The sequence below is a fragment of the Nitrospirillum karajorum genome, from assembly GCF_036348415.1.
In the GTDB taxonomy this organism is placed as follows: domain Bacteria; phylum Pseudomonadota; class Alphaproteobacteria; order Azospirillales; family Azospirillaceae; genus Nitrospirillum; species Nitrospirillum amazonense_B.
Genome location: NZ_JAZBQB010000003.1, coordinates 916551 through 939500, shown reverse-complemented (window position 1 = coordinate 939500; position 22950 = coordinate 916551). Strand labels below are relative to the sequence as shown.

Genomic DNA, 22950 nt, shown 5'->3' with positions numbered 1-22950 from the left:
CGGCGCGAGTCAAAAGCTCGTGCCGCTGGTGTTAGCGAGTCTTGTTCGTACGGGGTGCCGTCCCGACCTCCCATCCGGGACGGCACCCAAGGGGAGTTGCTGACATGCGTCGACGTACCCTGTTGCGGGCGGCCCTGGTGGGCGGTGCCGGTGGCCTCTTGAGCGGTTCCGCTGCACCGGTCGCCGCCCAGCCCGGCCCCTTGCCCAGCCCGCTGGCGCCGGGGGCCGCCCCGCCGGCGGCTGATGACGAGGCTGGATGGGCGGCCATCGCGGCGGCCTATCCGCCCCGGCTGGCCAACGGCCTCATCAATCTGGAATACGGCGCGTTCGGCCAGATGCCCCTGGCCATCCAGGCGGCCTATGAGCGCTACACCGCCAAGGTGAACCAGGAAGGCGCCACCTTCGTGCGCCGGGATTTCGTCGGCTATTACCAGGCGCTGCGCCAGCGCATCGCCGGCATGGTTCATGCGGACCCGGCGGAGATCGTCATCACCCGCAACGCCACCGAATCGCTGCAGGCGGTCATCGGCGGCTATGCCCGGCTCAAGCCCGGCGACGCCGTGCTGATGAGCGACCATGACTATGACAGCGCCCGCATGGCGGCGTCCTGGCTGGAACGGCGGCGGGGCGTCACCGTCATCAGCATCGATCTGCCGCAGCCGGCGACCTACCAGAACCTGATCGACGCCTATGACCAGGCGCTGGCGGCCCATCCCACCGTGCGCCTCATGCTGCTGACCCATCTCAGCCACCGTGACGGCCTGCGCCAGCCGGTGCGCGAAATCGTGGACCTGGCGCGTCAGCGCGGCGTGGACGTGGTGGTGGACAGCGCCCAGGCATGGGGGCAGGGCCCGGTGGACGTCCACGGCGACGGCGTCGACTTCGCCGTTTTCAACCTGCACAAATGGATCGGCGCGCCCCTGGGCGTGGGCGCCCTCTACATCGCCAAGGCCCGCATCGCCGATATCGAGCCCTTCATGGGGGAGGAACCGTCGGAGCGCGACCCCATCCTGGGCCGGGTGCATACCGGCATGGCCAACTTCGCGGCCCAGATGGCGGCCATCGACGCGCTGGACTTCCACAACGCCCTGGGCTCCGCTGTCGTCGGCGCCCGCCTGCGTCACCTGCGCGACCTCTGGGCTCTGCCGGCGCGGGAGTTGCCGAAGATCGAGGTGCTGACCCCCGACGATCCGCGCCTCTGCGCCGGCATGACCAGCTTCCGGGTGAAGGGCCAGACCACGCCGGCGGCCAACACCGCCCTGGCCGCCAGGCTGGTGGAGAAGCACGGCCTATTCACCGTGGTGCGTACGGGTCTGGCCGGCGGCGCCTGCCTGCGCGTGACGCCCGGCTTCAGCACCATGCCGGCCGATATGGCCAAGCTGGTGGAGGCGCTGAAGGAAATCTGAGGGGCTCAAACGGAAACCCCGGACCTCTGCCGCCGCGTGTGGCCGGGGTTGGAGCGTAGCGACCAGGCCGCGATCGCGGCCGCCGGAGCCTTTCGGGGAACGCAGTGGACTGAAAGGCGAGGATGAGCCAAGGGGCGGATGCCCCGCCGGCGCTTGAGGTTGGCATTGGAGCATAGCGACTAGGCCGCGACCGCGGCCGCCGCAGGCTTCCGGGGAACGGAGTGGACTGAAAGGCGAGGATAGCCAAGGGGCGGATGCCCCGCCGGCGCCTGAGGCGAACTTAAACTAAGCCTCCACGAACAGCTCTTCCGGCCGGCCCACATGGCGCATGATGCTCTGGCGCAGCTTGCCCATGGCGCGGTGCTCCAATTGGCGCACCCGCTCCTTGCTGACGCCCAGGGTGTGGCCCAGTTCCTCCAGCGTGGCGCCGTCCTCGCGCAGGCGGCGGGCGGCGATGATGGTGCGCTCGCGCGGCGACAGGGTATCCATGGCCTCGCTCAGCCAGGCGGTGCGGCTGCGGCTGTCCTTCAGGCCGATGACGATCTGCTCGGGCGATGGGCCGTCGTCGGCCAGGAAGTCCTGCCACTCCCCACCCTCTTCGCTCAGCGGGTGGTTCAAGGACTGGTCGGTGGCGGTCAGGCGGATTTCCATGGTCTCCACCTCCTGCTCGCTCACGTCCAACTCGCGGGCCACATGGCGGCGGCCCTCGACGGTCAGCGAGGTGGCGGAGGGGTTGTTGTCGATGCGGGCGCGCAGGCGGCGCAGGTTGAAGAACAGCGACTTCTGCCCCGCCGTGGTCCCGGTGCGCACGATGGACCAGTTGCGCAGCACGAATTCCTGGATGGTGGATCGGATCCACCAGGCGGCGTAGGTGGAAAAGCGCACCTCCCGCTCCGGCTCGAAACGGCTGGCGGCCTGCATCAGGCCCAGGTTGCCCTCCTGCACCAGGTCACCCAGGGGCAGGCCATAGTTACGGAAACGGCTGGCGACGGCGATGACCAGGCGGGTGTGGGACGAGACCAGGGCGTGCAGCGCCTTTTCGTCCCGGTTCTGCTGCCAGCGGCGGGCCAGCTCGAACTCATGGTCACGGCTCAACAACGGCGCCTTCATGGACGCCTTGATGAAGGACAAATTCGCCCGTTGGGTCTGAGGATCGTCGATGTGCGCCATGCTCCCCTCCATCTTGGCAGTCCCGGCATCGACCTCCGTCTGGGCTTGGCCGGGCGGCCTTGGCGTCCAGTCGGATGTCGGTCCCGGAGGGGCGTCCCGGTGGCCTATTCCGCCGGGTTGGCGCCCCACGTGGATTTGCGGGATCGATGGGACAGTAATGACCGATTGGGTCACTGAAATATCGCGGGAAAAAGTCGATCACCCACAGGGCATAACCCGGGCTTGCCTTAGGCCGGGCCGGGTCGTATTCGCCTATTACCACCACCAAAGGGTCTAATTTCTCTAAATTGATAGGATCGGTTGTCGTCCGCCGGGCTTATTCAGGGACTATACACCCCTTCCAATAGAACCTTCGTCACCCTGGCGGAGGGCCTAGACGCGCGGCTCAGCTTCCGCTTCTGTTAACATGAGACCCGTGGCGCTCGAATGGTCTGGCGCTCCAATGTTAACGGGCGCCGGGATTGCCCCGGCACCCCCCCAAACCCTTGGCCGAATGTGTCAATCGCGATGGGCGGCGCGCAATGTCGCACGTCCTAGGGTTGTGCCTTCGGGCGCCACTCATCGGCACGTGGCGGCCAGCCGCGGTGCTGGCAGGCCGCCGGTCTATGCCTTCCGGTAAGGAGGTGTGGGGTGGCCACGCGGTACGGACGGTCCGCCTGATTTCCACCCTTATCTCTTTTGATCAGTGGTCGGCGGCGGCCGGTGCACCACCCATCAGCCGCAGCGGGAATAGCCGCAGGACAGGCAGGTGTCGCATCCCTCCTGGTGGACCAGGCTGGCTTGGCCGCAACGGGGGCATTGCGTGGGGGGAAGGGTGCCCTCCCCACTGGGGTCATGGTTACCCGGTGAGGCGCTCGGGGCGGGCGGAGCACCAGACTCGGGCATCGCCGGCAGGCCGCCCGCCCGCATCAGGAACCCGGTTTCCAGCATGTGCCGCTCGATGACCTCGCCGATGGCGGCCAGCAGGGAGGGAACGTAGCGGCCCTTCATCCACTGCCCGCCGCGCGGGTCGAACACGGCTTTCAGCTCCTCCACCACGAAGGCGACGTCGCCGCCGCGCCGGAACACGGCGGAGATCATGCGGGTCAGCGCCACTGTCCAGGCGTAATGCTCCATGTTCTTGGAGTTGATGAACACCTCGAACGGCCGCCGCCGCTCCTCGATCACGATGTCATTGATGGTGATGTACAGCGCGTGGTCGCTGCCCGGCCAGCGCACCTTGTAGGTGGCGCCCACCAGCGTCTCCGGCCGATCCAGGGGCACGGCCCCGCCGCCGCTGGGCGCCGGTGGGGCGGGTGGCGAGGTGTCCGGCACGGGGGCCGGCACTGGGGCGGGGGTGGCTGGCGCCGACAGCACCGATCCGGTGATGGCGTTGGGGCGGTAGGTGGTGCAGCCCTTGCAGCCCAGGTCATAGGCCTGCAGGTAGACGTCCTTGAACGTCTCGAAATCCAAATCCGCCGGGCAGTTGATGGTTTTGGAGATGGAACTGTCGACCTCGCCCTGCGCCGCCGCCTGCATCACCAGGTGGGCGGCCGGCGGCAACGATCCGGCATCGACGAAGCTGTCGGGCAGGGGGGCGTCGGGGCCGAAGACCTGGCGGAAGCGGTGATAGGCGTGGTCGGTCACCCGTTCCACCTTGCGGGTGCCGTCCGGCTGCAGCACGGCGCGGTCATACTCCCAGGTGAACACCGGCTCGATACCCGACGACACGTTGCCCGCCAGCAGCGAGATGGTGCCGGTGGGCGCGATGGAGGTGAGCAGGGCGTTGCGGATGCCATGCCGTTCCACCGCCGCGCGGGTCACGTCGTCCAGGCCCTGGATCATGGGCCGGCTCAGATACTGATCCCGGTCATACAGGGGGAAGGCCCCCTTTTCCGCCGCCAGGCCGGCGCTGGCGCGGTAGGCGTGGCGGCGCACCGCGCCCAGCCATTGGCGCGTCAGCTCCACGGCACTCTGCGTGCCATAGCGCACGCCGCATAGGATCAGCGCGTCGGCCAGCCCGGTGACGCCCAGGCCGACGCGGCGCTTGGCCCGCGCCTCCGCCTGCTGGGCGGGCAGGGGGAAGCGTGAGACGTCGATGGCGTTGTCCAGCATGCGCACGGCCACGGGCACCACCTGGGCCAGCCGGTCCAGGTCCAGACGGGCGTCCGGGCTGTAGGCGTCAACCACCAGCGCCGCCAGGTTGACGGAGCCCAGCAGGCAGGCGCCATAGGGCGGCAGCGGCTGCTCCCCACAGGGATTGGTGGCGCTGATCACCTCCACCCCGCCCAGGTTGTTCTGGGCGTTGATGCGGTCGATGAAGATGACGCCGGGCTCGGCATAGTCGTAGGTCGCCCGCATGATGCGGTCCCACAGGTCGCGTGCCCGCAGCCGGCGCCACACCGTGCCTCCGAACACCAGATCCCAGGGGCCGTCCTCCCGCACCGCGGCGATGAAGGGGTCCGTCACCAGGACCGACAGGTTGAACATGCGCAGGCGACCGGGATCGCGCTTGGCGTCGATGAACATCTCGATATCGGGATGGTCGCAGCGCAGGGTGGCCATCATGGCGCCCCGGCGGTTGCCGGCGCTCATGATGGTGCGGCACATGGCGTCCCACACGTCCATGAACGAGATGGGCCCGGACGCGTCGGCCCCCACCCCAGCCACCGGCGCGCCACGTGGCCGGAGGGTGGAGAAGTCATACCCGATGCCGCCGCCCTGCTGCAGGGTCAGCGCCGCCTCGCGCAGGGCGGCGAAGATGCCGCCCATGTCATCGGGCACCGTGCCCATGACGAAGCAGTTGAACAGGGTGACGCTGCGCCCCGTTCCAGCCCCGGCCAGGATGCGCCCGGCGGGGAGGAAGGCGAAGTCGCGCAAGGCCTCGTAGAACTGGGGTTCCCACAGGGCCGGGTCGCGCTCTGCCTCCGCCAGCGCCCTGGCCACCCGGCGCCAGGTCTCATCCACCGTCCGGTCCAGCGGCGTGCCGTCCGGCCCCTTGAACCGGTACTTCATATCCCAGACTTGGGAGGAGATGGCCGGCCAGTCGGTGGGTGTCTCGGAAGGGGTGGTCGCCCCGAGGATTGCCGTCGCCTGACCCTCACGCCCGACCATGCGCACCCTCCGATCCCGGATGATTGATCGTTCATCAAGGGTAGGCCGGTGAGCCGGGGCGGTCAATCGCGCCCCCAGCGTATGCGGAAAGGGCCGGTCAGCCGGCGGCGGCGGGCACCTTGGCCAGGGGCGGCGCGTTGGCGGGGCGTTCCGTGGGGGGGCCGCCGGCCGCCATCACCAGGCGGTCGGTGGCGGTTTCCAGCACCGCCTCCAGCTGGGCCAGCGCCGCTTCCTTGGACAGGCCGGGGGGAATGGGCGGCAGGAACTCGATGACGATGGTGCCGGGTCGGCGCAGGAACTTGTGGCGGGGCCAGAACAGGCCGGAATTCAGCGCCATGGGCACCAGCGGCACACCCAGGTTTTCATACAGCAGGGCGATGCCCACCTTGTAGGGCCGCCAGGCGCCCACGGCGGTGCGGGTGCCCTGGGGGAAGATGACGATGGGCCGGCCTTCGGCCACACGCTCTTTCGCCCCCTTCAGCAGCGACTGGATGGCGGCGCCGCGCTTGCCCCGATCCACGGCGATCATGCGCGCCTTGGCGGCGTACCAGCCCCAGATGGGGATGTAGGTCAGCTCCTTCTTCAGGACGATGGCGGGATCGTCCATCAGCAGGTGCAGCTTCATCGTTTCCCACATCGACTGATGCTTGGCGCCCACCAGGAAGGCGCCAGAGGTCGGTAGATGCTCCCGCCCGCGCACTTCGTACTTCAGGCCGATGATGACGCGCTCCCAAAAGTTCAGGGTGCGCATATAGCCCCGGATGCCCCAGATCATGGTGCGGTGGGGGACCACCAGGGTCCACAACAGGCCGAAGCACCACAGCGTCGTCCAGAGGTAGAAGACGATGTTGAAGACCAGGGATCGCAGAACCAGCATCGCCCTTAACCACATGACCGGGGTTGACCGATGCAGGGATAGTGCCTGGGCGCCCCCCTGTCCACTCTTCGGCGTCCACTCTTCGGCTACAGCCCCAGGGCGTGGCGCAGGAAGGCCACCAGGTACTTGTCGTATTCGCTGACGATCAGCCCGGCGGTGCCGCGCCAGTGCCACCAGCCATCCAGGCGCACGTTGGGCGGCTGCACCGCGTGGGGGACGATGCGCACGTCGGGCAGGGCGTGACGGAACTCCACCAGGCTGCGCGGCATGTGATAGTTGGCCGTGACCAGGCGCAGGGAATGATACCCTTCCGCCTGCATCCACCGCGCCGTCTCCGCCGCGTTGCCCACCGTGTCATCGGCGCTGTAGCCCAGCACCACACAGCATTCCAGCGCCGCCGGCGTCGCCTGCGACATGCGCAGCAGCGCGCGCACGTCCACGCCGCGATAGACGCCGGAGATGAACAGCTTCCGCCCCCGGCCGGCGGCCAGAAGGTCGAACCCGGTTTCCAGCCGCTCGCTGCCGCCGGTCAGCACGACGATGGCGTCGGTGGCGGCGGTCGCGTCCTCCGGCGCGCGGGGAATGTTGGCGGCGAAGGTCAGCAGCCCCCCCACCCACAGGACCCCCAGGGCGGCACCCAGTCCGGTCAGCCGGCGCAGGCGCTGCCACAGGCGGGCGCCCACCGCCGCGGGGGGCGGGGCCGCCGCTTCCGCTTGCGACAGAGGCGCCCAGGGGGGCGTCACGGCAGCCGCTCCAGCGCGCGCAGCACGGTCAGGCGGGCGCTGATGGCGGCCAGGGCCCCGGCGACCACCGGCACGGCGGCCAGGACCAGCCATTGCGGCGGCGCCAGGGTCAGGGGCGGCAGCAGCGTGCCCTCCACCGTGCGCGACAGCAGCGACAGGATGGCCAGCGTGGCCAGCGCCACCGCCGTGCCCCCAATACCGCCGGTCAGCGACAGGCGCAGGATATGGCGCTGGAACTGGTCCGCCACATGGTTGTCGGTGGCGCCCATGACATGCAGCAGGTCCACCTCCTCCTGGTGCATGGCCAGGCCCGCCTTGGCGGCGAACACCACCACAGCCACGGCCGCCCCGCCGATCAGCGCCACGATGACCAGGGCCACGGCCTCCACCAGCCGGGCCAGGCGGCGCAGGTCGCGCAGCCACACGCCCGGTTCCTCCACCGATGTGCCGGGGACGGCCTTGGCCAGGCGCTGGCGCAGCGCCGCGACATCGACGGCGGGGCCGGCGGTGACATCGATCAGGGCGGGCAGGGGCAGGTCCTGCAGCAGGGCGCCGTCGCCCAGCCAAGGCTCCACCAGGCGGGCGGCATCGGCCATGGGCACCGGGCGGGCGTTGATGATGCCGGGCACGCCGCCCAATGCGTGCAGCACCATCTGCACCCGCTCATCCAGGGACGCGGGCGTGCCATCATCCTTCTTCACATCCCCCACGGGGCTGACCTGCAGGGTCAAGCTGCCCTCCAGCCCGCTGTCCCAGCGCTGGGCCCAGCCGGACAGCAACTGGGCCGCCGCGACGGCCAGGGTGGACAGAAACACCATCAGGGCGATCAGCCAGGGCAGGAAGCGGCCCGTGGCATCGCGGCGGAGGGATAGGACGGCAGGGCCGCGCCGGCTCATGGGGACTGCCTCTCCAAGGGATGGGGCCAGGGGATATGGTATCGGCCCTAGTGATGGCACGGGCGGGTGGCGGGCGTCCAGCCGTGTCCGCCCGGCGTATCCACCCCTGCGGCATCGGGGCCCACCTTGCGCATCCCCGACCTTTTCGTTTAAGTCTAGAAGGCCTTTCAAGGATTTCGGCCTGGCCTCTCCCCCATGATAACAACCTGCCCGTCCTGCGCCACGCGCTTCCGGGTCGACGACGCCTTGCTGGGCCGTGGTCGCCGCGTGCGGTGCAGTGCCTGCGGTTCGGTTTGGCACCAGGTGCCGGAATCGGCCGGGCGCCCCATCGCCCTCGCCGACGACGACGGGGATGACTGGATGTCCCCCCGGCCCTCATCCTCCTCCTTTGCCGACCTTGCGGCGGCCATGGAGCGGGAGACTGCCTACGACACCCTGACCATGGCGGAAGAAGAGGCCCCGCCGGCCCCCATGTCCCTGGGGCGCCTGCGCCCGGTCGGCGGTTCCGCCCTTCCCGACCTTGAGGAAAAGCCGCGGCGCCTGTTCGCGGTGCTGCGCTGGGGCGCCCTGGCGGCGGTGATCATCGGCGGCGTCACCGGCCTAGCGGTGGAGCGTGACGCCGTGGTCGACGCCTGGCCCGCCGCCGCCCGCCTCTACGACACCTTCGGCTTCGGCGTGGAGCCGCCGGGTGCTGGGCTGGAGATGGTGGACAGCAAGACGGAATTCCGCGACGTCGAGGGTACGTCGATGCTGTTCATCGACATCACGGTGCAGAACAAGTCCGACCGCCAGCGCACGGTGCCGGACCTCATGGCCTCGGCGCTGGGTGCCGACGGCAAGCCCTTCCAGCGCTGGCGCATGCAGCCCAAGGCCCGCCGCCTATTCCCGGGCGAGAAGACCGTCTACCACGGCAACATTGTGGAAAAGGGCGGCCAAGCCACGAAGATCCTTCCAGAATTCGTGCTGCCGAACTGATACCCGCTCAAAACCGCTTCAGCAGCCGATCGATGTAGTCCAGCTCTTCCTTTGGACGCCCGGCTTCGCCGGCGCGCCGGCGCAGTTCTTCCAGGATCTCGCGGGCGCGCTGCAGGTCGCCATGGTCAGGGATCTTGACGCTGTCGGTGCTGGTGGCGCCTTGGCCGGTCATCTGGCGGCCCAACGGGTCGGTGTTCTGGCCCCGGCCGTTGGTGGCGTTGCGGGGGGCCACGCGCGTGCCCCGGCCCATCTGGCGGGCCATCTGCTGCGCCATGCCCTTCAGCCCGTCCTGCAGGGCCTCCAACGCCCGGCCCTGGGCTTCCACCGCGTCCTCGGGCGATCCCTCCGCCAGGGCGCGGCCGGCCTGGCCCATGGCGCGGTCGGCTTTGTCCAGTGGGGAGGGCGCCTGGCCGGGGCCCTGGCCGCCGCCATTGCCGTTCTCCTGACCGCCGGGCTGGTCTTGCCCCTGCTGACCATCGCCTTGCTGGTCCTGGGCCTGGCCTTCGTCCTGCGGGCCCGCCTGCTGCCCCTGCTGCTGCATCAGGGCCTGCAACTCGCGGCGCAGCGCGTCCTGCTGCTTGGCCAGATCGCGGGCCGTGGCCTCCGCCGACGGGTCACGTGGCGGCTGACGCGGGGCCGCGCCCTGGCGGTTGGGGGTGGAGCGGTTGGGGCCATCGCCCCGGGTGCCAGGTTGCTGCGGCTGGCTGTCCTCGGCCTCGCCCCGGTCGCCCTGGCGGAAGGTCTGGTCCATCAGCTCGCGCTGGCGCTTGGTCAGGTCCTGCAGCTTCTCCAGCGTTTGCAGGGCCTGCCGCATCTGCTGCTGCTCCGCCTCCGTCGGCGGCTTCTGCGGGCCGGTCTGGACGCTTTCCATCAGGTCCTGCATCTGGTCCAGCATCTTGCGCGCGGCATCGCGGGCGCCGGTCTGGGCCATTTGCTCCAGCTGCTGCATCATCTGGCCCATGTCGATGGTCTGGGCGTTCTGCTCGTCGGGCGGGGTGCCGGTCTGGCCCGGCTGCTGGTCGCTTTTCTCCGCCAGCGCCTGCATGTAGCGGTTCAGCGCGGATTTCAGCGCGTCCAGGTCGCGGCGGATTTCCGCCTCCGACGCGTTGCGGTCCAGGGCGTCGGCCAGGCGCTGGCGGGCGTCGCGCAGCTCCGTCTCCGCCGAGGCCAGGCTGCCGTCCTCGATGGTCAGGGCCGTGTCCCACAGCAGGTCGGCCACGTCGCTGATCGACCGCGCGTCGTCGTTCAGGCCCAGGTGGCGGGCGGCGGCGTACAGCGCCATGAACACGGTGGGATCGCCGGCATAGCCGTCCAACTCGCCCGCCAGGCCCAGCAGGGCGTTGGCGGCGGGCTTGCGCGCCTCCTCCCCTTGGTCCAGCAGGGTGCGGCGCTGGGCGATCACGGCCTTGGCCGTGGGGTTGTTGAACACCCGTTCCGGCAGGGTGGTGGTCTGGGCTTCGCTGGTGGCCGTCTGACCGGCGGTGTCGGTGGCCGTCAGTTGGATGGTCACGGGCTGTCCCGCCCAGGGGCTGGCCGTCAGATCGAAATAGCCGCTGGCGTTGGCCACCACCGGCGTGCCGGCGGCGGACGCCTGGCGGCTGGGCCGGGCCGGCACCGGTAGGGTCAGCACCAGCGGTTCCACCGGCGCGCCCTCGGGGCGGGTGGTCGGGGTCACGGTGGCCGTGACGCTGGCGATGCCGTAGTCGTCGGCGGCGGTGTAGTCCAGGCGCAGGGCATAGCGCTCGGTGGCGCTGGGCTTCTCGCGGAAGGCGATGGCCGGCGGGTCGTCGGCCACCACGCGGATGGTCCAACTGCCCAGGGTGCGGCCCCGGTCGGTGATGGCGACGCGCTGCCCCTTGGTGACGGTGCGGCTGACCTGGAAGCCGCCGGTGGCGGCCGGGTCCAGAGGCCGCGCGTCGTCGTCCACCGACAGGGTGGGCGCGCGGTGGTGGGGGCCTAGGCGGGCGGTCAGGGTGGCGCCAGCCGGGACGGAGATGGTGGCGGCGTTGTCGGTCGGTGCGCCAGCCTTGCCCCGGTGCGTCAGGAACTGCGGCGGCAGGCCGGTCGATTCCGGTGGGGTGATCCAGACATCCAGGTCGGCCTCCGCGCCCGGGGGCGGCGCCTCGAACCCGGGGTCCAGCGCCTCGATCAGGCGGGGGCGCCAGTCGCCCCAGGCCATCACGGCGGCGACGATCAGCAGCAGGGCCGGGACATGGCGCAGGGCCCAGGGGTCGCGGCTGGGCAGGTCCAGCTTGGGCCCGCTGACGCGCAAGCCCGCCAGGCCGCGCCGTGCCCGCTCCTGCGCCGCTTGCCACAGGGCGGCGGCGGGGCCGGTCTGATCCACCACCCCCTGGTTCACGGGGCTGTCGATCAGCAGGTCGAAGGGTCGGTGGCGCAGGCCGTTGTTCCGCTCCAGCCGGCGGAACACGGCGTCGCGGTCGGGCAAGCGCAAGGATCGCAGGCTGCGGACCAGCAGGATGATGACGGCGGCGGCGAAGGCGGCCAATGCCAAGCCGTGGGCCCAGGGCGGCAGGTGGGGCAGGGCCCCGGACCAGGCCAGCGCCAGGCCCAGCATCAGCAGGCCGGGCAGGGGCCACAGCCGCAGGCCCACCCTCTCCGCCGCCAGCGACAGCCAGGCGGCGCGCAAGGCGTGGCGCCAGGGTTTCAGCGGCGGCGGCACCAAGGCAAGGCGGGCGCGGTTGGGCAGGGGCACGACAATACCCGTGGGCGCGGCGGCGTCCGATGCCTCCGACCGTTCCTTACGGGATTTAAGTGCCCTCTCAGCCATGCCGTCGGTGCCCTTTCGGCCGCTGTGTCCTCTCGGGTGAGCCCTATGCCCTGCGCCTTAAAGGTGGCGCCATTGCGGCGTCACGTCCAGGGCCAGCATTTCCTCGAACGTCTGGCGGCGGCGGATGACCGCCCACTGCCCCTCATCCACCAGCACCTCCGCCACCAGGGGGCGGGAGTTGTAGGTGGACGACATGGCGGCACCGTACGCGCCGGCGGTCATGAACGCCACCAGTTGGCCCTGGGCCACCGGCGGCAGCGGCCGCTGGCGGGCGAAGGTGTCGCCCGTCTCACAGATGGGGCCGACCACGTCCATGGGGGAAAGCGGGGCGTCGGCCGCCGGTTCCAACACCGGACGGATGCCATGGTAGGCGTCGTAGAGCGTGGGGCGCATCAGGTCGTTCATGGCCGCGTCCACGATCAGGAAGCGGCGGTGCAGCCCTTCCTTGACGTAGATGACGCGGGCCAGCAGCACGCCGGCGTCGCCCACCAGCGACCGGCCGGGCTCCAGCGTCAAGCGGCACCCCAGGTTGCCCAGGCGCTTGCGCACGATGCCGGCATAGGCGTCATGGTCCGGCGCCGTCTCGCCCTGGTAAGGCACGCCCAGGCCGCCGCCCAGATCCAGCCGTTCCACCTTCAGGCCGGCCTCGCGGGTGGCGATCACCAGATCCGACAGGTGGCCGTAGGCGTCGTCATAGGGGCTGATGTTCAGCAACTGCGACCCGATGTGGACGGCATAGCCCTTGGGCGCCAGGCCGGGCAGGCTGCAGGCCTTGGCGTAGGCCGCCACCGCGTGGCCCAGGTCGATGCCGAACTTGTCCTCCTTGCGGCCCGTGGCGATCTTGCCATGGGTGCCGGCGTCCACGTCCGGGTTGATGCGCAGCGCCACCGGGGCGGTCCGGCCCAACTCCGTCGCCACGGCCGACAGGGCCTCCAGCTCCGGCAGGCTTTCCACGTTGATCTGGTGGATGCCGGCTACCAGGGCCGCCGCCAGCTCATCCCGGGTCTTGCCCACGCCGGAGAACACCACCTTTTCCGGCGGCACGCCGGCGGCCAGCGCGCGGCGCATCTCCCCTTCCGACACCACGTCGGCGCCAGCGCCGAGGCGGGCGAACAGGCTGATGATGGATTGGTTGGAATTGGCCTTCAGGGCGAAGCACACGTCCACCGGGTCACGGGCGAAGGCCCGGGCGTAGGCCTGGTAATTGGCCCGCAGGCGGCTGGCGGCATAGACATAGACGGGGGTGCCGACGGCCTCCGCCAACCGGTCCAGGGGGACGCCGTCGGCGGTCAGAACGCCGGAAACATAGGAGAAGGCCATGGAGATCCAAACCGTCGCGTAAGCTGGGCCCCGGGCTAGGGGGGCCCCGTGCCCTTACTGGGGCGTTGAGGAAGAGGTGCTCGCGGGGGTGTTGGTGGTGGTGCCCCCCATCATCGGCCCGCTGTTGCTGATGACCGGGCTGTCCGGCATGACGCCATAGGGTGTCGCCGGCTGGATGGTGGCCGGGGTGCCGGGCTGGTCAACCGAACTGGGCAGCGCCTCTTTCGCGTTGGGCTGCGGGTCCAGCTTGGGGCTGGGATAGAAGTTCAGGGGATGGTCCTCGCCGTCCGGCGTGTCCAGGGTGTGGGCGATCTTGCCACAGCCCGACAGGGCCAGGGCGGCGGCGGTCAGGCCGCTGATCAGCAGAACCCGGGTATAGGGGGTTTTCATCGGGGGCATCCTCACAGGAACCGTTGCCGGGCGGCCGACACCGCCGCCCGCACCCGTTCCGGCGCCGTGCCGCCGAAGCTGGTGCGGCTGGCGACGGAGGCTTCCAGGCTCAGCACGGCATAGACCTCATCGGTGATGCGGGCGTCCACGCCCTTCATGGCGTCCAATGGCACGTCCGACAGGCCGCATCCCCGTTCCTCGGCCAGGCGGACGATACGGCCGGTGACATGATGCGCCTCGCGGAAGGGCAGGCCAAGCCGGCGCACCAGCCAGTCGGCCAAGTCGGTGGCGGTGGGGAAACCCGCCTCCACCGCGCGGCGCATGGCGGCGGGGTCGGGCGTCATGTCCTGGATCATGCCGGTGGTGGCCGCCAAACAGAGGGCCAGGGTGTCGTCGGCCTCGAACACCGGCTCCTTGTCTTCCTGCATGTCCTTGGAATAGGCCAGCGGCAGGCCCTTCATGACCACCAGCAGGCCGGACAGCGCGCCCATGACGCGACCGCACTTGGCGCGCACCAGTTCGGCCGCGTCGGGGTTCTTCTTCTGCGGCATGATGGAACTGCCGCTGGTGAAGGCGTCCGACAGGCGGATGAAGCGGAACTGGCTCGTGCACCACAGCACGATCTCCTCCGCCAGGCGCGACAGGTGCATGGCGCAGATGCTGGCGGTGGCCAGATAGTCCAGGGCGAAATCGCGGTCGGACACGGCGTCCAGCGAATTGGCCGTGGGCCGGTCGAAGCCTAGGGCGGCGGCGGTGGCCTCCCGGTCGATGGGGTAGGGCGTGCCGGCCAGGGCGGCGCTGCCCAGCGGGCATTCGTTCAGGCGGGCGATGGCGTCGCGCACCCGGGCGCGGTCGCGGCCCAGCATCTCCACATAGGCCAGCAGATGGTGGCCGAAGGTCACCGGCTGGGCCGTCTGCAGGTGGGTGAAGCCCGGCATGATGGTGTCGACGTTGCGCTCCGCCTGCTCGATCAGCGCGGCCTGCAGCGCCTTCATGTCACCGTCCAGGCGCTGCAAGGCGCCGCGCACCCACAGCTTGAAGTCGGTCGCCACCTGGTCGTTGCGGGAGCGGGCGGTATGCAGGCGGCCGGCGGGTTCGCCGATCAGTTCCTTCAGGCGGGACTCCACATTCATGTGGATGTCCTCATGCTCCGTCTTGAAGACGAAGCGGCCGTCGCGGATTTCCTCGGCCACCTGGTCCAGGCCCGTCAGGATGGCGTCGGCGTCGGCCTTCGTGATGATGCCCTGGGCCGCCAGCATGGTGGCGTGCGCCTTGGACCCGGCGATGTCCTGGGCCCACAGCTTCTTGTCGAAGCCGATGGACACGTTGATACGCTCCATGATCTCCGACGGGCCACGGCTGAAACGGCCGCCCCACAGCTCGTTCACCGCGCCGGTCGCTGTGGCATTCTGGGCGGGCGTGGCGTTTTCCGGGGTCGCGGGAGTTGACGTCATCGGGGGTCGGGGACCAATTGTAGCGGGGCCCACAGGGGGCCGGTGGAACGAGGGTGATGGCAAGAATGGCGATTTTGCGGTTTCTCGCAAGGATTGGCGTGGTGGCGTCGGTCGTTTTCTGCGCTGGTGCGGCATGCGCGGCCGGTAATGCGCCCCCGGTCCTGAAAGGCGGCATCACCCCCTTCACCGAAACCCCGGATCATCCCCAGGTTCCCGACCTGGCGCTGACACGCCCCGACGGCAGCGGCATTCACCTGTCGGATCTGAGGGGCCACCTGGTGCTGCTGAACCTATGGGCCACCTGGTGCGGCCCCTGCGTTCAGGAACTGCCGTCCCTGGACAAGCTGCAAGGCGCCCTGGGGGACACCTCCGGCGGCAAGGGGGGATTCGAGGTCGTGGCCCTGTCGCTGGACCGGGGCGGCGCCCGCGTGGTCACGCCCTTCATGCAGAACCACGGCATCACCCACCTGGCGACCTGGCTGGATCCCAAGAGCACGGCCATGTCCGTGCTGAAGCCGCGCGGCCTGCCCACCACCCTGCTGATCGACGCCGAGGGACGGGAGATCGGCCGCCTGGAAGGCGACGCCGACTGGAACTCCCCCGAGGCGCAGGCGCTGATCAAGTTCTACAAGAAATAAAAAGCCCGCCCCCGGCGAAGGGGGGCGGGCTTTTTGGGGAAGCCGGATCAGCGCGTGGGCCCCTTAACGGGTAGGCCGGGGCGTATCGCCGGAATAATCGTAGAAGCCCCGGCCGACCTTGCGGCCCAGCCAGCCGGCCTCGACATACTTCACCAGCAGGGGGCAGGGCCGGTACTTGCTGTCGGCCAAGCCCTCATACAGCACCTGCATCACCGACAGGCAGGTGTCGAGGCCGATGAAGTCCGCCAGTTCCAGCGGCCCCATGGGATGGTTGGCGCCCAGCTTCATGGCGGTGTCGATGGCCTCGACCGAGCCCACGCCCTCATACAGGGTGTAGACCGCCTCGTTGATCATGGGCTGCAGCACCCGGTTGACGATGAAGGCGGGGAAATCCTCCGACACGGCGGGGGTCTTGCCCAGCTTGAACGTCAGTTCGCGGATGGCCTGGTAGGTTTCCTCATCCGTGGCGATGCCCCGGATGATCTCCACCAGCTGCATCACCGGCACCGGGTTCATGAAGTGCATGCCGATGAATTTGTGCGGCCGGTCGGTGCAGGCCGCCAGCCGGGTGATGGAGATGGAGGAGGTGTTGGTGGCGACCAGCGCCTCGGCCTTCAGGTGCGGCACCAGATCCTTGAAGATGCCGCGCTTGATGTCCTCGTTCTCGGTCGCGGCCTCGATCACCAGGTCGCAGTCGCCCAGCGTGGCCATGTCCGTGCCGGTCGAGATGCGGGCCAGGGCCTCGTCCTTCTCCGGCTCGGTGATCTTGCCCTTGGCCACCTGGCGATCCAGGTTCTTCTCAAGGGTCTGCATGGCCCGGGAGAGCGACTCCGGGCTGGTGTCCATCAGGCGGACCGTATGGCCGGACAGTGATGTCACCTGGGCGATGCCCGTGCCCATCTGCCCCGAACCGATGATGCCGATCGTGCGTATCATGGTGTCTGTCCTTGCAAGGCCACCCTGGCGGGGCCCCGCCGGATATGGCCGGCGGGACCCATAACAAGAGGCAGGATAGGGTGTTGAACGGGGTTTATCAGCCCGCCTTGCCCAATTCCGCGGTCAATTCCGGCACGGCCTTGAACAGGTCGGCGACCAGGCCGTAGTCGGCGACCTGGAAGATGGGCGCCTCCTCGTCCTTGTTGATGGCGACGATGACCTTGCTGTCCTTCATGCCGGCCAGATGCTGGATGGCGCCCGAAATGCCCACGGCGATGTACAGCTCCGGCGCCACGATCTTGCCCGTCTGCCCGACCTGGTAGTCGTTGGGCACGAAGCCGGCGTCCACCGCCGCACGAGAGGCGCCCACCGCCGCCCCCAGCTTGTCGGCCAGGGCCTCCAGCAGGGGGAAGTTGTCGCCGGACTGCATGCCCCGGCCGCCCGAGACGATGACCCGGGCGCTGGTCAGCTCCGGCCGTTCGGACTTCGACACTTCCTGGCTCACGAACGTGGACAGGCCGGCATCCGCCGCACCCGACACCGCCTCGACCGACGCGCTGCCGCCCGTGGCCGCCGCCGCCTCGAACGCCGTGCCGCGCACTGTCGCCACCTTCACCGGGTCGGACGACTGCACGGTGGCGATGGCGTTGCCGGCGTAGATCGGCCGGGTGAAGGTGTCCGCACCCTCCACACCCGTGATGTCGCTGATCTGCGCCACGTCCAGCAGGGCCGCGACGCGCGGCGCCACGTTCTTGCCGAAGGTGGTGCTGGGGGCGAAGACGTGGCTGTAGCCGCCGGCCTTCACCAGGTTCACCACCAGCGGCGCCACGTTCTCCGCCAGGCCATGCGCCAGCTCGGCGGCGTCCGCCGTCAGCACCTTGGCCACACCGGCGACCTGGGCGGTGGCGTCGGCCACGGCACCCACGCCCTGGCCCAGCACCAGCACATGGACGTCGCCGCCCAGCTTGGCGGCCGCCCCCAGGGTGGTCAGCGTCGGGGCCTTAACGCCCTCCACCGAGGGCTCAGCAATCACAAGAGTTGTCATGGTCAGATCACCCGCGCTTCGGTCTTCAGCTTGGCCACCAGCTCCTCGACGGAGCCCACCTTCACCCCGCCGGCGCGCTTCGCCGGCTCCGCCACCTTCAGCGTCTTCAGGCGCGGCGCCAGGTCCACACCCAGGCTGGCCGGGTCCACCGTTTCCAGCGGCTTCTTCTTCGCCTTCATGATGTTGGGCAGCGAGGCGTAGCGCGGCTCGTTCAGGCGCAGGTCGGTGGTCACCACCGCCGGCAGCTTCAACTCCACCGTCTCCAGACCGCCGTCGATCTCGCGCGTCACGGCGACCGTGCCCTCGGCCGGCACCACCTTGCTGGCGAAGGTGCCCTGGGCCCAGCCCAAGAGGGCCGCCAGCATCTGGCCGGTCTGGTTGGCGTCGTCGTCGATGGCCTGCTTGCCCAGGATCACCAGGCCGGGCTGTTCCTTCTCGGCCAGCGCCTTCAGCGCCTTGGCCACGCCCAGCGACTGCGTCTCCACATCCGTCTGCACCAGGATGGCGCGGTCGGCCCCCATGGCCAGCGCCGTGCGCAGCGTCTCTTGCGCTTGGCTCGGCCCCACGCTCACCACCACGATCTCGGTGGCCTTGCCCGCCTCTTTCAGGCGCACAGCCTCCTCAACCGCGATCTCGTCGAACGGGTTCATCGACATCTTGACGTTGGCCGTCTCCACACCCGTGCCGTCCGCCTTCACCCGGACCTTCACGTTGTAGTCAACGACCCGCTTGACCGCGACCAGTATCTTCATTCTCAAGCCATCCTTTGGCACTTCTTGGAGGGCGCCCGCCCGGTGTGACGCTCCACCCTCGATCTGGCGGGTTCTGGTTATTTTCCCCGTCCGGCGGATCGAGCCATACGGACGTGGTCGGCAAAAATAGGATTGTCCCACAAGGCTGTCAACGCTGCCCTGTTGCACTGCAATATGGCCTAAACCCAAGGGTTTACGCCCATACTCCCCGCATGTTTCCGGCCCTTAACGGTTGGCGCCGGGCACCCACAGCACATCGCCCGCCCCGCGGCCGTTGACGTACCGCGACAGGACGAACAGGAAATCTGAAAGTCGGTTCAGGTACTTGAAGGCCGCCGGCGTCACCGGCTCCCGTTCCGCCAGCGCGGCCACCAGCCGCTCCGCCCGCCGGGTGACGGTGCGGGCCTGGTGCAGATAGGCGGCCGCCGGGGTGCCGCCGGGTAGAACGAAGGACGACAGCGGCGCCAGTTCGGCGTTCAGCGCGTCGATCTCCTGTTCCAGCCGGGTGACCTGGGCATCGACGATGCGCAGGGGCGGATAGGGGGGGCCTCCTGCTCGGGCGTGCACAGGTCGGCGCCCAGGTCGAACAGGTCGTTCTGGATGCGGGAAAGATAGGCGTCCTCGGGCGTGCCGGCGGTGTGGAGGCGGGCCAGGCCGATGACGGCGTTGGCTTCGTCCACCGTGCCGTAAGCCTCGACCCGCAGGTCATGCTTGGACACGCGCCGGCCATCGCCCAGCGAGGTTTGGCCCTTGTCGCCGCCGCGGGTGTAGATGCGGGTCAGCGTGACCATGCCGTCCCCCGCATCCCGATGCCATGCGCCGCGGCGCTCATGCGTGATGCCCCAGGGCCAGCGCCGTCAGGAAGAACAGCACCACCGCCAGGATTTGCAGACGGATACGCCACCACATCAGGCGGTTGCCCGTGGTGCCGGCCTTATCGCCACCCCGGGCCATGGTGAACAGGCCCAGGATAAGGACGCCCAGCACGGCCAGCATGGTGGCGCCCAGGCAAAAGAAGAGGAACGTGCCCATGGCGGCGATTATAGCGTGCGCGTGTCCGCTTGCCCATCGGCTTGGGGACCATTCCTCCTCGGGGGATCAGGCTCGGGGGATCAGGCGCTCTCCCGCAGGCGGGTGGTGAAGGTGTGCGCGCCGTCCCGCAGGCGCTGGGCCTGCAGTCCCAGTTCGTTGGACGACTGGCTGACGCGGTCGGCGGCCGCCCCCGTCTGGCGGGCGGCGTCGGCGACATGGCCGATGCTGGCCGACACCCCGGCGGTGCCCGTGGCGGCTTGGGCGATACCGCGGGCGATCTCCCGGGTGGCGCTGCTCTGTTCCTCCACCGCGCCGGCGATGGAGGTCGCGATCTCATCCATGCCGGCGATGACGGTGCCGATCTGGCTGATGGCCGCCACCGCCTCTTCCGACACCTGGCGGATGGCGCTCACCTGCGCCGAAATCTCCTCCGTCGCCTTGGCCGTCTGGGTGGCCAGGGCCTTGACCTCGCCCGCCACGACGGCGAAGCCCTTGCCCGCCTCGCCGGCGCGCGCCGCCTCGATGGTGGCGTTCAAGGCCAGCAGATTGGTCTGGCTGGCGATGGTGTTGATCAGGCCCAGCACGTCGCCGATGCGGCCGGCGGCGGCCACCAGGCTGCGCACCGCGCCGTCGGTCCGCCGCGTCGTCTCCAGCGCCTGCGCGGAAATCTTGTTGGACTGCGCCACGCGGGCGCTGATCTCGTTGATCGAGGCGGACAGCTCCTCCGTGGCGCTGGCCACCGCCTGGACGTTGCCGGCGGCGTCGCCGGCGGCGGCGTCGGCCTGGGTGCTGTCGCTCAACGACCGGTCCGCCGCCTTCGTCAGCAGGCCGGCGTCATCGCGCAGGCCGCCCACGGCGGTGCCGATGCCGTCGATGACACCGGACATGGTGTCGGTGAACCCCTGGGCCAGACCTTCCAGCACCCGCTGCCGGTCCCGGCGCCCCTCTTCGATGTAGACGGAGATGGCGAGGTCCATGTCCAGCATCACTGCCCGCAGCAAGGCCTGCTGCAGCCGGGCCATGTCCACGCGCGGCTTCAGCCAGCCGAAGAGCCCGCGGCGCTCCGTGCGCGCGACCATGGCCAGCAACTCCCCGGTGATGAAGGCGTAGCCGCCGATGTACCAGCGCGGCTCAAGCCCCAGGCGGTTATGGGCCCGGCCCACCCGGATCACGCTGTCCAGGTAGGTGGTGTCAAACGCACCGGTGACGATGGCCGCCCAATGGCGCATCTGCATCTGCTTCACATGCGCCAGATGCTCATCGCCGCCGAACAGCTTGAATATCTCCGGCTGGGTGCGCAGCTTGGCGTAGAATCGGTCCAGGATGGCGGGCAACTCACGCTCCACCTGCGGGCGCAGGGTGCGCAGGGCGTCGCGGGTGGCGGCGTCGATGTTGAGGAAGGTCAGGCGTTCCTGAAACTGGCGCTGCAATGTGTCCTCATTGGCGGTCATGGTCCTGTCCCCTGAAAGATTGCGACTCCCGGCGCGTGACCAGACCAGAGTTCTCCAGCTTGGTAAATCAACCGTAAAAAACGGGAGCTGAGGAAGGCGCCCTAACCTTTTGGTAGTCCTATTTGATTTGAATCAGCAGCGACCTTTTGGCTTCCGCCAGCGCCATTGCGTCGGGTCGCTGACAGGGCTAAACCCAGATATGGCCTTCATTCGACACATCCGGGCGTGCAACGCCCACGACGCCGCGGCTTTCCTGCCCTTCGCCGTCAATGGACAGCGCGTGGGGCAAGTGCGCCGCGCCTTCGCCGACCGGGTGGCCGGTCTCAGCGACGCCTTTCGCTGGACGCAAGGGGGCGCCCCGCTGCTGGACCTGCTGCCCACCGATGCCGGCAGCCGCACCCGCGCGGTGGCCGAGGTGGTGGCCGCCCTGGCGGCGGACGGGCTGGTGCCGCCCCTGCGGGGGGAGGACTTTCCCGTGGTGGCGCAGTGGGGGCAGCCCGAACTGTTGCAGCTGGACCGGGCGGCGGTGCCCAGCTTCGGCGTACGCGGCTTCGGCCTGCATGTGAACGGCTATGTCCGGGGCGCTGATGGCGGCCTGGAGATGTGGGTGGGCCGCCGAGCCCGTGACCGGGGCGTGGCGCCGGGCAAGCTGGACAACATCGTGGCCGGCGGCCAGCCGGCCGGCCTCAGCCTCACCGAGAACCTGGTGAAGGAGGCGCATGAAGAAGCCGGCCTTGAGCCCGGCCTGGCCCGCAGCGCCGTGCCGGTGGGCGCCATCACCTATGTCTTCGACACCGCCGCCGGCCTGCGGCGCGACACCCTGTTCTGCTACGACCTGGCGCTCAGCCGAGACGTCATCCCCCGCAACACCGATGGCGAGGTCGAGGCTTTCGAGCTTTGGCCCCTGGACCGGGTGGCGGACAGCGTCCGCACCACCGATGACTGGAAGTTCAACGTCAACCTGGTGGTGATCGACTTCCTGATCCGCCACGGTCAACTGAACCCGGACCATGAACCGGACTACATGGATTTGGTGACCGGCCTGCGCGCCACCGACTAATACGCCGGGGCGCGGATGCCCCGCCGGCGCCTGAGGTGCTCAGAAATAGGACGCGACCGCGTCCGCCGGAAGCTTCCGGGGAGCGAAGCGGACTGGAAGCTGAGGATAAGCCAAGGGGCGGATGCCCCGCCGGCACTTGAGGGACTCAGAAATAGGACGCGACCGCGTCCGCCGGAAGTTTCCGGGGAGCGAAGCGGACTGGAAACTGAGGATAGCCCAGGGCGCGGATGCGCCCGCCCGGCGCCTGAGGTGCTCAGAAATAGGACGCGACCGCGTCCGCCGGAAGCTTCCGGGGAGCGAAGCGGACTGGAAGCTGAGGATAAGCCAAGGGGCGGATGCCCCGCCGGCACTTGAGGGACTCAGAACAACGCGTCGATCGCGTCCTGATCCAGGGTCGCCTGCTCGGTGGCGCCATGCACGATGGCGCTGCCCCGGTCGACCAGCTTTTGCAGGCGCTGCCAATAGTCTGTCGCCAGGAAGCCCAGCATCTCCGGCGAGTCCTGTTCCGCCTCCAGCGCCACCACCGCCTCGGCGATGGTCGCGTCCAACTCCTCCACCACGCGGTCGAAGGGCTGGCGGTATTCCGGCGGCACATGATCGTAGGCTTCGATGGCCAGTGCCGCGAAGCCCAGGCCGCTGCCCTCGAAATGCTGCTTGTAGGTCTTGGGGTGCCAGGCGCGGATCTCGTCCAGCATTTCCGGCATGTCACCCAGCATGGACAACAGCATGATCACTTCGTTGAAGTGATTGAAGTAGTCCGTCGACAGCAGGGTGTTGCCATCTATCGTCGTGTCTTTGACGAGGGTCCGGTAATGGGCGAGGGTGTCGGCATCAGGCATAGGGCGTTCTTACCACGGAGCCTTCGGTCTGGGAGGCGAAAAATGCGCTGAGCAGCGAAGCGCGCCTTCGGCTAGATGTGCGTGC

General features: G+C 69.3%; 19 protein-coding genes and 1 pseudogene. 4 read left to right on the top strand and 16 right to left on the bottom strand.

Annotation, left to right across the window (positions count from 1 at the left end; all coding sequences use genetic code 11):
- The first annotated feature begins 104 nt into the window (after nucleotides 1–104).
- Complete coding sequence (locus UCD39_RS17875) at nucleotides 105–1406, top strand: aminotransferase class V-fold PLP-dependent enzyme (protein WP_330497233.1); 1302 nt, start codon at nucleotides 105–107, stop codon at nucleotides 1404–1406.
- 285 nt (nucleotides 1407–1691) lie between these two features.
- On the opposite strand, the gene UCD39_RS17870 is transcribed toward UCD39_RS17875, so the two are convergent.
- From UCD39_RS17870 to UCD39_RS17850, 5 genes are all read right to left on the bottom strand, one after another.
- A complete protein-coding gene (locus UCD39_RS17870; protein ID WP_330497232.1) occupies nucleotides 1692–2576 on the bottom strand; it encodes an RNA polymerase factor sigma-32 in 885 nt (294 codons plus the stop codon).
- Between the two features lie 714 nt (nucleotides 2577–3290).
- The gene (locus tag UCD39_RS17865) at nucleotides 3291–5570 is read right to left on the bottom strand and encodes an adenosylcobalamin-dependent ribonucleoside-diphosphate reductase (protein WP_442943703.1); all 2280 of its coding nucleotides are present in this window, start codon (nucleotides 5568–5570) and stop codon (nucleotides 3291–3293) included.
- A 196-nt stretch (nucleotides 5571–5766) separates the two neighbouring features.
- Nucleotides 5767–6546: a lysophospholipid acyltransferase family protein gene (locus tag UCD39_RS17860; RefSeq protein ID WP_330497230.1), complete on the bottom strand. Its 780-nt coding sequence runs from the start codon at nucleotides 6544–6546 to the stop codon at nucleotides 5767–5769.
- A gap of 86 nt (nucleotides 6547–6632) precedes the next feature.
- Nucleotides 6633–7289 carry a YdcF family protein gene (locus tag UCD39_RS17855; protein ID WP_330497229.1) on the bottom strand — a complete coding sequence of 219 codons (657 nt, stop codon included), beginning with the start codon at nucleotides 7287–7289 and terminating at the stop codon, nucleotides 6633–6635.
- Entirely contained in the window at nucleotides 7286–8185 is a 900-nt protein-coding gene (locus tag UCD39_RS17850; protein WP_330497228.1) for a cell division protein FtsX, read from the bottom strand. The genes UCD39_RS17855 and UCD39_RS17850 overlap by 4 nt, the downstream gene beginning before the upstream one ends.
- 195 nt (nucleotides 8186–8380) lie before the next feature.
- On the opposite strand from UCD39_RS17850, the gene UCD39_RS17845 reads away from it, so the two are divergent.
- Nucleotides 8381–9160 (top strand): zinc-ribbon domain-containing protein, encoded by a 780-nt coding sequence (locus tag UCD39_RS17845; RefSeq protein WP_330497227.1) that lies wholly within the window; start codon nucleotides 8381–8383, stop codon nucleotides 9158–9160.
- A gap of 7 nt (nucleotides 9161–9167) precedes the next feature.
- On the opposite strand, the gene UCD39_RS17840 is transcribed toward UCD39_RS17845, so the two are convergent.
- Genes UCD39_RS17840 through argH form a run of 4 tightly spaced genes read right to left on the bottom strand, consistent with a single transcriptional unit; the run spans nucleotide 9168 to nucleotide 15112 of the window.
- A complete protein-coding gene (locus UCD39_RS17840) occupies nucleotides 9168–11948 on the bottom strand; it encodes a TIGR02302 family protein (protein WP_330497226.1) in 2781 nt (926 codons plus the stop codon).
- Nucleotides 11949–12005: 57 nt separating this feature from the next.
- Entirely contained in the window at nucleotides 12006–13268 is a 1263-nt protein-coding gene (gene lysA / locus UCD39_RS17835; protein WP_330497225.1) for a diaminopimelate decarboxylase, read from the bottom strand.
- Nucleotides 13269–13322: 54 nt separating this feature from the next.
- Nucleotides 13323–13658, bottom strand: coding sequence for a hypothetical protein (locus tag UCD39_RS17830; RefSeq protein ID WP_330497224.1), 336 nt, complete (start codon nucleotides 13656–13658; stop codon nucleotides 13323–13325).
- A gap of 11 nt (nucleotides 13659–13669) precedes the next feature.
- The gene (gene argH, locus UCD39_RS17825) at nucleotides 13670–15112 is read right to left on the bottom strand and encodes an argininosuccinate lyase (protein WP_330497223.1); all 1443 of its coding nucleotides are present in this window, start codon (nucleotides 15110–15112) and stop codon (nucleotides 13670–13672) included.
- Between the two features lie 101 nt (nucleotides 15113–15213).
- Here argH and UCD39_RS17820 point away from each other — a divergent pair, with 101 nt between their 5' ends.
- Nucleotides 15214–15750, top strand: a complete 537-nt coding sequence (locus UCD39_RS17820) for a TlpA family protein disulfide reductase (protein ID WP_330497222.1) — start codon at nucleotides 15214–15216, stop codon at nucleotides 15748–15750.
- A gap of 63 nt (nucleotides 15751–15813) precedes the next feature.
- On the opposite strand, the gene UCD39_RS17815 is transcribed toward UCD39_RS17820, so the two are convergent.
- The 6 genes and pseudogenes from UCD39_RS17815 to UCD39_RS17790 form a co-directional block, all read right to left on the bottom strand.
- Nucleotides 15814–16686 carry a 3-hydroxybutyryl-CoA dehydrogenase gene (locus UCD39_RS17815; protein WP_145732687.1) on the bottom strand — a complete coding sequence of 291 codons (873 nt, stop codon included), beginning with the start codon at nucleotides 16684–16686 and terminating at the stop codon, nucleotides 15814–15816.
- 97 nt (nucleotides 16687–16783) lie between these two features.
- Nucleotides 16784–17731 (bottom strand): electron transfer flavoprotein subunit alpha/FixB family protein, encoded by a 948-nt coding sequence (locus tag UCD39_RS17810; RefSeq protein WP_330497221.1) that lies wholly within the window; start codon nucleotides 17729–17731, stop codon nucleotides 16784–16786.
- Between the two features lie 2 nt (nucleotides 17732–17733).
- A complete protein-coding gene (locus tag UCD39_RS17805; RefSeq protein WP_330497220.1) occupies nucleotides 17734–18483 on the bottom strand; it encodes an electron transfer flavoprotein subunit beta/FixA family protein in 750 nt (249 codons plus the stop codon).
- Nucleotides 18484–18708: 225 nt separating this feature from the next.
- Nucleotides 18709–19274, bottom strand: a pseudogene (locus UCD39_RS17800) (cob(I)yrinic acid a,c-diamide adenosyltransferase).
- A 37-nt stretch (nucleotides 19275–19311) separates the two neighbouring features.
- The gene (locus UCD39_RS17795; protein ID WP_145732682.1) at nucleotides 19312–19515 is read right to left on the bottom strand and encodes a twin transmembrane helix small protein; all 204 of its coding nucleotides are present in this window, start codon (nucleotides 19513–19515) and stop codon (nucleotides 19312–19314) included.
- Between the two features lie 80 nt (nucleotides 19516–19595).
- Nucleotides 19596–20966: a protoglobin domain-containing protein gene (locus UCD39_RS17790; RefSeq protein ID WP_330497219.1), complete on the bottom strand. Its 1371-nt coding sequence runs from the start codon at nucleotides 20964–20966 to the stop codon at nucleotides 19596–19598.
- A 199-nt stretch (nucleotides 20967–21165) separates the two neighbouring features.
- Here UCD39_RS17790 and UCD39_RS17785 point away from each other — a divergent pair, with 199 nt between their 5' ends.
- The gene (locus UCD39_RS17785) at nucleotides 21166–22026 is read left to right on the top strand and encodes a DUF4743 domain-containing protein (RefSeq protein WP_330497218.1); all 861 of its coding nucleotides are present in this window, start codon (nucleotides 21166–21168) and stop codon (nucleotides 22024–22026) included.
- A 359-nt stretch (nucleotides 22027–22385) separates the two neighbouring features.
- On the opposite strand, the gene UCD39_RS17780 is transcribed toward UCD39_RS17785, so the two are convergent.
- Nucleotides 22386–22865, bottom strand: coding sequence for a hypothetical protein (locus UCD39_RS17780; RefSeq protein ID WP_330497217.1), 480 nt, complete (start codon nucleotides 22863–22865; stop codon nucleotides 22386–22388).
- Nucleotides 22866–22950: the final 85 nt, after the last annotated feature.

What these genes read in the sequence shown, in the direction of transcription:
- UCD39_RS17875 (WP_330497233.1), top strand. Translation starts at nt 105, where the DNA reads ATGCGTCGACGTACCCTGTTGCGGGCGGCCCTGGTGGGCGGTGCCGGT.
- UCD39_RS17870 (WP_330497232.1), bottom strand. Translation starts at nt 2,576, where the DNA reads ATGGCGCACATCGACGATCCTCAGACCCAACGGGCGAATTTGTCCTTC.
- UCD39_RS17865 (WP_442943703.1), bottom strand. Translation starts at nt 5,570, where the DNA reads ATGAAGTACCGGTTCAAGGGGCCGGACGGCACGCCGCTGGACCGGACG.
- UCD39_RS17860 (WP_330497230.1), bottom strand. Translation starts at nt 6,546, where the DNA reads ATGCTGGTTCTGCGATCCCTGGTCTTCAACATCGTCTTCTACCTCTGG.
- UCD39_RS17850 (WP_330497228.1), bottom strand. Translation starts at nt 8,185, where the DNA reads ATGAGCCGGCGCGGCCCTGCCGTCCTATCCCTCCGCCGCGATGCCACG.
- UCD39_RS17845 (WP_330497227.1), top strand. Translation starts at nt 8,381, where the DNA reads ATGATAACAACCTGCCCGTCCTGCGCCACGCGCTTCCGGGTCGACGAC.
- UCD39_RS17840 (WP_330497226.1), bottom strand. Translation starts at nt 11,948, where the DNA reads ATGGCTGAGAGGGCACTTAAATCCCGTAAGGAACGGTCGGAGGCATCG.
- lysA (WP_330497225.1), bottom strand. Translation starts at nt 13,268, where the DNA reads ATGGCCTTCTCCTATGTTTCCGGCGTTCTGACCGCCGACGGCGTCCCC.
- UCD39_RS17830 (WP_330497224.1), bottom strand. Translation starts at nt 13,658, where the DNA reads ATGAAAACCCCCTATACCCGGGTTCTGCTGATCAGCGGCCTGACCGCC.
- argH (WP_330497223.1), bottom strand. Translation starts at nt 15,112, where the DNA reads ATGACGTCAACTCCCGCGACCCCGGAAAACGCCACGCCCGCCCAGAAT.
- UCD39_RS17815 (WP_145732687.1), bottom strand. Translation starts at nt 16,686, where the DNA reads ATGATACGCACGATCGGCATCATCGGTTCGGGGCAGATGGGCACGGGC.
- UCD39_RS17810 (WP_330497221.1), bottom strand. Translation starts at nt 17,731, where the DNA reads ATGACAACTCTTGTGATTGCTGAGCCCTCGGTGGAGGGCGTTAAGGCC.
- UCD39_RS17805 (WP_330497220.1), bottom strand. Translation starts at nt 18,483, where the DNA reads ATGAAGATACTGGTCGCGGTCAAGCGGGTCGTTGACTACAACGTGAAG.
- UCD39_RS17795 (WP_145732682.1), bottom strand. Translation starts at nt 19,515, where the DNA reads ATGGGCACGTTCCTCTTCTTTTGCCTGGGCGCCACCATGCTGGCCGTG.
- UCD39_RS17790 (WP_330497219.1), bottom strand. Translation starts at nt 20,966, where the DNA reads ATGACCGCCAATGAGGACACATTGCAGCGCCAGTTTCAGGAACGCCTG.
- UCD39_RS17785 (WP_330497218.1), top strand. Translation starts at nt 21,166, where the DNA reads ATGGCCTTCATTCGACACATCCGGGCGTGCAACGCCCACGACGCCGCG.
- UCD39_RS17780 (WP_330497217.1), bottom strand. Translation starts at nt 22,865, where the DNA reads ATGCCTGATGCCGACACCCTCGCCCATTACCGGACCCTCGTCAAAGAC.